The organism is Clostridioides sp. ZZV14-6345, assembly GCF_020657775.1.
GTDB lineage: Bacteria > Bacillota > Clostridia > Peptostreptococcales > Peptostreptococcaceae > Clostridioides > Clostridioides difficile_D.
The window spans coordinates 18,490-27,217 of the sequence record NZ_JAGWCX010000057.1 but is presented as its reverse complement, the minus strand read 5'-3'; the positions used below and the strand labels follow the sequence as shown (position 1 = coordinate 27,217).

At 28.8% G+C, this 8,728-nt stretch carries 11 protein-coding genes; 8 read left to right on the top strand and 3 right to left on the bottom strand.

Annotation, left to right across the window (positions count from 1 at the left end; all coding sequences use genetic code 11):
- Positions 1-57: 57 nt before the first annotated feature.
- The 8 genes from KGF39_RS14480 to asnB all read left to right on the top strand — a co-directional run bounded on the left by KGF39_RS14480 (position 58) and on the right by asnB (position 6,081).
- The gene (locus tag KGF39_RS14480; RefSeq protein WP_227822841.1) at positions 58-1,122 is read left to right on the top strand and encodes a class I SAM-dependent methyltransferase; all 1,065 of its coding nucleotides are present in this window, start codon (positions 58-60) and stop codon (positions 1,120-1,122) included.
- 151 nt (positions 1,123-1,273) lie between these two features.
- Positions 1,274-1,834: a 5' nucleotidase, NT5C type gene (locus tag KGF39_RS14475; protein WP_227822840.1), complete on the top strand. Its 561-nt coding sequence runs from the start codon at positions 1,274-1,276 to the stop codon at positions 1,832-1,834.
- 28 nt (positions 1,835-1,862) lie between these two features.
- Complete coding sequence (locus KGF39_RS14470; RefSeq protein ID WP_054272357.1) at positions 1,863-2,354, top strand: hypothetical protein; 492 nt, start codon at positions 1,863-1,865, stop codon at positions 2,352-2,354.
- Between the two features lie 369 nt (positions 2,355-2,723).
- Positions 2,724-2,924, top strand: a complete 201-nt coding sequence (locus KGF39_RS14465; protein ID WP_227822839.1) for a hypothetical protein — start codon at positions 2,724-2,726, stop codon at positions 2,922-2,924.
- A complete protein-coding gene (locus KGF39_RS14460; protein WP_227822842.1) occupies positions 2,888-3,421 on the top strand; it encodes a D-aminoacyl-tRNA deacylase in 534 nt (177 codons plus the stop codon). The genes KGF39_RS14465 and KGF39_RS14460 overlap by 37 nt, the downstream gene beginning before the upstream one ends.
- Positions 3,422-3,475: 54 nt before the next feature.
- Positions 3,476-3,610, top strand: a complete 135-nt coding sequence (locus KGF39_RS19955; RefSeq protein ID WP_255643456.1) for a hypothetical protein — start codon at positions 3,476-3,478, stop codon at positions 3,608-3,610.
- Between the two features lie 240 nt (positions 3,611-3,850).
- A complete protein-coding gene (locus KGF39_RS14455) occupies positions 3,851-3,991 on the top strand; it encodes a hypothetical protein (RefSeq protein ID WP_308463839.1) in 141 nt (46 codons plus the stop codon).
- 506 nt (positions 3,992-4,497) lie between these two features.
- Positions 4,498-6,081, top strand: coding sequence for an asparagine synthase (glutamine-hydrolyzing) (gene asnB, locus KGF39_RS14450; RefSeq protein ID WP_227822837.1), 1,584 nt, complete (start codon positions 4,498-4,500; stop codon positions 6,079-6,081).
- Positions 6,082-6,145: 64 nt separating this feature from the next.
- Here asnB and KGF39_RS14445 read toward each other — a convergent pair whose 3' ends face one another.
- The 3 genes from KGF39_RS14445 to KGF39_RS14435 form a co-directional block, all read right to left on the bottom strand.
- A complete protein-coding gene (locus tag KGF39_RS14445; protein ID WP_227822836.1) occupies positions 6,146-6,742 on the bottom strand; it encodes a TIGR04100 family radical SAM protein in 597 nt (198 codons plus the stop codon).
- Between the two features lie 26 nt (positions 6,743-6,768).
- Entirely contained in the window at positions 6,769-7,296 is a 528-nt protein-coding gene (locus tag KGF39_RS14440) for a TIGR04002 family protein (protein ID WP_227822835.1), read from the bottom strand.
- A gap of 354 nt (positions 7,297-7,650) precedes the next feature.
- Positions 7,651-8,649: a D-2-hydroxyacid dehydrogenase gene (locus KGF39_RS14435; protein WP_227822834.1), complete on the bottom strand. Its 999-nt coding sequence runs from the start codon at positions 8,647-8,649 to the stop codon at positions 7,651-7,653.
- Between the last annotated feature and the right edge of the window lie 79 nt (positions 8,650-8,728).

Sequence of the window (8,728 nt, the reverse complement as noted above, 5' to 3'; positions counted from 1 at the left end):
ACCCTGTGACTTTAGTCATGGGAGGTTCAGAATAGGGATTTTTTTATTGAGTTAGAAGTGATTTTTAAATCTGGAAGAAAAGAGTTTAAGGGAATTGCGATAGAGGAAGATAATAAGTATAAATTTAATTTTAAAGGGAAATCAGATTTATATACATTTAATGAATTGCTTAAGAATATTTCTAAAGAAGCAGAAAACTATGATGGATTAGTGTTTAAATATGTTGAGCGAGGAACTATTGTTGTAATTGAAGGAGACAATAAGAAAGTAAATGTAAAATATCTAGACAATAAAGAAGAAGTCCCTAAAATAGACGAATTTACAGCATCTCAAATAAAAAACAGAGATTATTATGTAAAAGTAGGACAGGCAAATGCGCTTTTAAAAGAAATTGGAGTACTTACAAAAGATGGCAAAATAAAAAATGATAAAATAAGAAAATACAATCAGATAGACCATTTTGTTGAATTGATAGATAATATCTTAAAAGAAATACAGGATAAAGATTGTATAACTATCTTGGATTGTGCCTGTGGAAAATCTTATCTAAGTTTTGTTTTAAACTTTTATATAAAAGAAGTATTAAAGAAAAACTGTTATTTTATAGGTATAGATTATTCAGATGTAGTTATAGAAGCATCAAGAAATATGGCTAAAAACTTAGGTTATAAAAATATGTCATTTATAAAAGAGGACTTAACTAATTATACACCTAATAGAGATGTTGACCTTGTGATAAGTTTACATGCTTGTGATACAGCGACAGATATGGCAATAGGTCTAGGAATTAGAGCAAAATCTGAAGCTATAGTAGTAGTACCCTGTTGCCATAAAGAACTATTAGGGCAATATAGATATGAAGCTATGGAGCCAATATTAAAACATGGAGTATTTAAAGCTAGATTTGCAGATTTAATAACTGATGGTCTAAGAACTTTGTTATTAGAAGGCAACGGATATGATACTTCTGTGGTAGAATACATATCTCCACTTGATACACCAAAAAATTTAATGATAAGAGCAATAAAAACTAAAGCAAATAATGATAAAGCATTAAGAGAGTATAAAGAGCTAAAAGCACAATTTGGAGTGGAACCAACCTTAGAAAAACTTATATATTAGTTAAAAATGTAAAATTTACGAAAAGCTTGCTTAAATATGCAAGCTTTTTGGTATTATATAGGTATAGTCATATCTAGAGTTTTGATTTATAATTAAAGCTGTGTTATAATATTTGATTAATCAAATCAATAAATGTTACATGGAGGTATAAATGAACAAATTAAATATATGTATTGATATAGATGGAACAATAACAAGCCCTTATCATTTTCTTCCATATCTAAATGATATTTTTAATAAAAATATAACTGAAGTAGAGTGTGTTACCCATAATTGGGAAGAATTATATGGTTCAGGAATAAGAGATGTATATGCAGAGTTTAACAATAAGTATAGACATTCCTATGATGAAGCAAAGATTGTAGAGGGAGCTACGGAAGTAATTAGCGAATTATCTAAAGGGCATAATTTATCTTTTGTAACGGCTAGACATGAGTGTTTAACTGATGTAACTAAAAATTGGCTTTTAAGACATGGATTTTCAGATATAGATGTTTACTTATTAGGAAGTGATTATAAAGTTGAAAAGGCAAGAGAACTGAGTTGTGACATATTTATAGAAGATAATCCTTTAAACTCAGTACAACTAGCTGATGAGGGTGTTAAAGTAATACTTTTGGACACTAACTATAATAAATATGTTAAACATCAAAATATAGTTAGAGTTAATAATTGGATAGATATTAAAAAGATTATAAAACAAAGTGTTTAAAATATTAGTAAATTGAAAGGGGGAGCATATGATAGATTTAAAACTTGAAAATAGAAAAGGAAAAATTCATGTAAAGAGCAGTGAAATAAAAGATATTTTAGAATTGCGTCCAGATTTTGAATATGTACAAGATATATCAAATACTATAAATCAAGAAAATATATTGGTATTTGATTGTCAGTTAACAGGAAATTCTTTTGATATGGATGATTTAGATATAGAAGAAATATTGGAAGAATTAGGTGAAGAAATAGATGAGTCTTATTTTAATGTTTTATTTGAAGATGTAAGAGCGTATCTAAAAGATGCTACTGATGAGATAGAAGCTGATTTGCAAGAAAATTACTTATTTGATAATTTGAGATGTTATTTTGATATATACAACATAAATCAAGAATTTACTGATTTTAAGTTTGTATTTTTAGTCTCTTTTAAAGATATAAAAATTTCTTCATTAGCAAACTTAGCTAAGATTGTTTCTAAGAGACAGCTTATAGGTGCATCTAAGTTTTACAGTTAAAATGGAATCTTATGATAATAAAAGCTAGTAGCCTTATAAAAATATAGGTTGCTAGTTTTTATTTGTCCATTTTCACAAAATTTAAGAAAACTATTTATATTCCTAAAAAAGTAATGTATATTAAACATAATGTACAGTATAGTGGATAAAAAGGTTATATTAAGTTACTAAATCTATTAAATAATCAAAATAAATTGTTTTTATTAAGTATATTAGGGGGAATTTATGCAAAGTTTAAATGAAATAATTGCTGAGAACTTAAAAAAGATAAGGAAAGAAAAACATCTTAGCTTAGATAAGATTGCTCAACTTAGATGAGTTTAGGTATGAGAATATATTATATTTAAATAATAGGAGTGTGATTTATAGATGAATAACAAAAAAGCAGTTTTTTTCTTTTGCAATGATTTGAAGAAAGACCTAGTAGCTAATAATGTGATGAATTGTTTTGAGAAAATAATGGATTTAAGGCAAACAGATGTTGTTATTGATGATAGTTTTGTATTAGAACTTGAAGATAAAAATAATAACTTATTTCAGTTTGTAAAAACAAAAGATTTACTACATTAACAGAAGCAACCCACTGGTCTGGAACAACATATGGTGGAGAATCGAAATTAATTACAGAATATTCTGTACCTATGTTAGATATTGAGATAGGAAGTAGTAGTGATAGTTTTAATAATAAGATAGCAATACAAGTATTGGCAAAATCACTGGTTAGAGTATTTGATAGTGATGAACCTTTAAAAACTTTACTATGTGTAGGAGGAGTACATTTTGAGAAATCTTTTGCGAATATTATAAAAAATAAAGAATACAATGTATCAATTGGACATGTACTGCCAAATCAATGGATTGTAAGTGGGATGTATGATGATGAATCTGGATTTGAGAAATTAGAAAAGTGTGTAAATAGTATTGAAGGTAGAATTGATGGTATAGTTTTTCATGATAAATTAAAAGGGACTTATAAGGAGCAATATTGTAAGTTAGGTGAAAAACTTAATATACCTGTATTTAAGCATAAAATATTAAAAAATCCAAAAGATTTACCTATATGGTAGTTTTGTACAATCAATATAACAATAAGTCAGATTAATTTTTAAGTGAGGTCAAAAATGATATTATCTTATTTTGCATTATTAATTAGAGTAGTGCTATTAGCTTTTGAAAGAGTAGTTGTAAGATTATTGGGTGATGAAGAAGGAGATATTTATAAAAATATAGCTTCGTCATTTTTATTTTCTTCATAGAAGGGGTATGTTTACTGCCATTTAGTATAATGGATAGAGTTAGTGATTGGTCTTTTTTAATACCATATTATATAAGTAGCTTAGTTTATTCAATTGGTTCAGTAGCATATGTGACATCTTTAGCAACTGGTGAAGTTTCTCTTGTTACTCCAATAAACAGTCTAAATTCATTGTTTTTACTACTTTTGTTAGTCATATTTTTACAATCATATGAGGTTTATAACACACATAAAATTTTTTGTGGAAAGATTTTTTACAGATAGTATGTTAAGCAGTAGGGATGATTTATTATTTAATCAAATGAAAATATCAAATCCAAAAGAGATGTCAATTGGACTAAAAGTTCGAGATTTTTTAGAAAAGAAATATGGGAAAAGTTAACCAATGAGGAAATAGCTTTCTTGGTTGTACATATTGCACGAGTTAAGCGATAGAGTGAATTACAGATTAAAAATTTAAGTCAATATTTATAACTAAAATATGTAAATAGTTAAAATAAGTTTATGTAATTATGAATTTATTTTAACTATTTTTTGTTTAATAGAAAATATGTCTTATAACCATAACATTGCTTTTAATTAACTATATTACATAAAATTCATAAAATCGTTAGAATTTCTTAAAGAATATGTAAGTAACATAAGATATACTGTATTTAGCTGATAATATAAAGGAGGACAATACTTATGAATAACAAAAAATTTAATTATAACACTGATAATAGTTGCTAATTATATTGGCGACTTTAAGAAAGAGCATATTGGTACTAATTCAAAAAGAAGTTGCTTTGAAAACAATGGATTTTTCAAGGATTATAAGTGAATAAATATATATAAACATCCAATAAATTTAGACGTTAAATGTTTTTAATACGAGAGGATATACATATGATAAATTTAGAAGAGAAGTATTCAACACGAAAAGACACACATACAATAAAAATTCTAGAATACAGTGGACATATTCGAAACTGGAAAGTTCTCTGTGAGGAACTTGGAATCGACTCTTCATTATCCAGAGAGGAACGCGAACGAGAAATTTTAGTGAAAGCATATAAGACCTGGAGAGATGATATGGCAAATCACATACATGGCATGTTTGCCTTTGCATTATGGGATGATGAGGAAAGGAAACTATTCTGTTTAAGAGATCAGTTTGGGGCGAAGCCTTTCTATTATTATGAGACAGCAAATGGAGAGCTTCTCTATGGTTCATCTATTCGTAAAATTATGGAACAGCCAGGATTTGTGAAAGAGCTTAATGAAGAAATGTTGCAGATATATATGACTTTTACATATGTGGCTGGTGAAAATACATTCTTTCATGGATTGAGGAAGCTTATGCCAGGACATTATCTTGTATGGCAAGGTAGAACAGTAAGTATTGAACGTTATTGGAAGCCTGAGTTTCACCCTGATTACAGCAAGTCTCTTAAGGAATGGTCAAATGAAATTCATACAACATTTCAGACGATTATGCTAGAAGTAAAATCAGAGGATGAGACTGCAGGTTTATTCCTGTCAGGAGGTGTTGACTCATCTTATATTCTGGCAATGTCAGATACAGAAACAACAGATTCATGTGGTTATGAGGAAGAGTGGTTTGATGAATCAAAATTAGCAAATCAGACAGCTAATATTCTTGGACGTAGGAATTCCAGACATATAATTACACCTGAAGAGTATTTTTCGACAGTACCTTATGTGATGTACCATATGGAGCAGCCAATTGGGGATGCGTCTGCTATTGTTTTTGCAATTGGATGCAAGGCAGTAGCTAAACGCACGAAGATTTGTTACTCTGGAGAAGGAGCAGATGAGTTCTTTGGTGGATATAATGTGTACCATAAGGCAGAATGTTATGGAGAGAATCTGAATACATTTTATATTGGCAATACGAATATTATGAATGAAGATGAGAAACAAAAAATTCTTAAGAAATACAACCCTGATGTACTTCCGATTGAACTGGTGAAAAGAATTTATGAAGAAACAGAAGAACTGGACGCATTTACAAACATGTCAAATGTAGATATTCAGATATGGTTGGAAGGAGATATCTATTTAAATGTAGATAAAATGAGTACTGCAGTTGGATTGGAAATCAGAATGCCTCTTACAGATACAAGAATCTTTGATATTGCATCAAGGATGCCGTCAGAATATAAAGTAAAAGAAGAACAGAACAAAATTGCCTTCCGTACAGCTGCAAAAAAAGTATTGCCAGAAGAGATTGCTTTCAGGAATAAGTTGGGATTTATTGTACCAATTCGTGTATGGATGGCTGATGAGAAGTATAACCAGGATATACGAGATAAATTCAACAGTGAAATGGCAGAAAAATTCTTTAACATAGATGAGATTAATGCGATTTTTGATGACTATATTGCTGGGAACTCCGATAATTGGAGAAAGATTTGGACAATTTATACATTCCTAATATGGTATGAAATCTATTTTGTGAAATGTTAAGCTAAAGTTAAGAATCACCTGAAATACTATTCAGCTGATTCTTAATTTTTTGCAATTTTATTTGTTAGTTCTTATGTCTAACTCTTAATGGTATATCAAGTTTTTTTGCTAGTTGTTTAGATTCTTCTATTTCTTCTGGAGATATTTCATCTACTACTGAAAAAGCAACTTCTTTTATATATTTTTTGCAATCTCTAGCAAAATCTAACATATAATCAAATGATTTTTCTCCGAATTTTGGCTGAGTAACTCTATTATAAGCTTCTTTATTTGGGGCATTAAGACTTATTGATACTGCATCTATAACATCTTTTAAAAGAATCGCTGTTTTTTTATTATGTATTAAATCACTTAGACCATTTGTATTTATTCTTGTCTTTATATTGCTTTTTTCTTTTATAAACTTAGCTACTTCTATCAATTCATTTATTCTCATTAATGGTTCGCCATATCCACAAAATACAATTTCATCATAATCGTCTAAATTGTATTGGTTGAAAGCTTCTTTTACTTCTTCTATACTTGGTTCATGCTCTAACCATAGACTGCCACTATTTGCAACTTCATCTTTTTCATTTCTTATGCAAAAAACGCAACTACATGGACATGTGTTAGTTATATTTACATAGATACTATTTTCAATTGTATATAAGATATTCATAATTTTCCCTCCATAAATTTAAATTCTTAATTAAAATAACGTTTTTTAAAATCAAGTTTATCAAGTGCTATACCTAAAATTATAAAAACAATAAAACTTCCTATTGGTTGTAATAAACCAAGTAAGCTCATTACAAATGCACTTGTAAAGCTTCCAATAATTATCCCCTCAGCAAACATGTATAAAACTAATCCTACTATACCTGTTACAACCGAAGCAACTATATTTCTTTTATTTATTATTTTGTCACTTTTAGAAGTGAAAAATAATACAAGTATTGGCTTTATGATTATAGTTGGTATTACCCAGATGGCAGCACCTGTAGATAAATCAGCCAGACCAGCACCAATTGCAGAGGCAGCTATAGCATAATTTGTTGGCAAAATAGTTGCAGCAAGATAAATAAAAGCATCTCCTATATGAACATATCCATTGTTCCCACCAACTGGGATATGTAATATATACGCTATCGTCAGACATATTATGGATGCAAATAACGCTGAAGTAACAATATAGGTAGTTTTTTTAGAAGTAACCTTATTCATTTTTTCCAATATACTCCCTCCCTAAAAAGCCACAGCTAACATAATTGTAATGTTTTCTTATAAATATATTAATATTAATCATACAATTTTCATAGTTTGTTGAGTGTTTTTTTTGCAAAACACAGATTGTACCCATTCAAATGTATATAAATAGAAAAGTAAAATAGAGGTAGAGTAGGAGTAGTTAGAATAAGGTAATATAAATGTAATTTGGAATGTATAAAAAGTGAACAAGTTTGATATAAAAAATAATATAAGAGAGTCTACTCAATATATATTGAATATGACTCTCTTATATTTGGTAAATTAAAGGCTATTTTGTTAGATAATAGCTAATTAATGAAAAAATATATTTATAAAATACTAATTTACTCTATTAGCAGCAGTTCCTGTGCTTATAACGTCTACAGCACTACTTAAACTAGAATAAACTATATTTTCTATCGCTGTACTAGTGAAGAAACCAAGGTGATGAGTGAATATAACTTGTTCCATAGAAAGAAGTTTGTTTATTTCTGGGTCAGTTAATTCACCTGGATTCATCTTTTTATTTAAGAATAATCCTTCAGTCTCGAATGTATCAAGAGCAGCAGCTCTAATTTTTCCTGACTCTAGTGCTTCTATTAAGTCCCCTGTCTTAATTAAACCACCACGTCCAGTATTTACTATGTAAGCTCCATCCTTCATTATATCTAGAGTATCTTTATTTATCATATGTTTTGTTCCATCAAGTAAAGGAGTATGTAATGTTATAAGGTCAGCTTCTTTTAGAAGGTCTTCTAAAGAATCTTTATAAGTTAATATATCATTTAAATCACTATTTGGATATTGGTCAAATGCAATTACATTAGCTCCTAGACCTTTGAATAATTTTGCAGAAGTAGCACCTATTTTTCCTGTACCTATAACACCAACTGTAATAGATCTAACTTCTGTCCCAAGAAGTTCAGCTATCCAACGGTAGTCACCTTCACAGACTTTTTTCTTTACTAAAGGAGTTTTTCTTAAAAGATTCATAGCTTGAGTAACTGCTAATTCAGCTATTGCATTAGGTGAATAAGAAGGAACATTTGTAACAATAAGTCCATTTTCATTAACTAAATCAAAATGTATCATATCAACCCCTGCAGTTCTTGAAGCTATAACTTTAACCCCAGCATCTTTTAAAGTTTCATAAATATAAGGGTTATCTATATAGTTAGTTTGTTGTATAGATATACCATCATATCCTTTAGCTTTAACTACATTTTCTTCAGTCATATTTTCAGGATAAATATCCACTTGAACATCCTTATGTTCTTCAGACCATTTTTTTATTACTGGTTCTTCATAATCGCGTGCTCCAAATACTAGTATTTTCATATCAATACCCTCCTGTAATTATTAAATTATATGGTAATTTTTCATTTAGAAATAATATGTAGCATATAAGGTTATATTT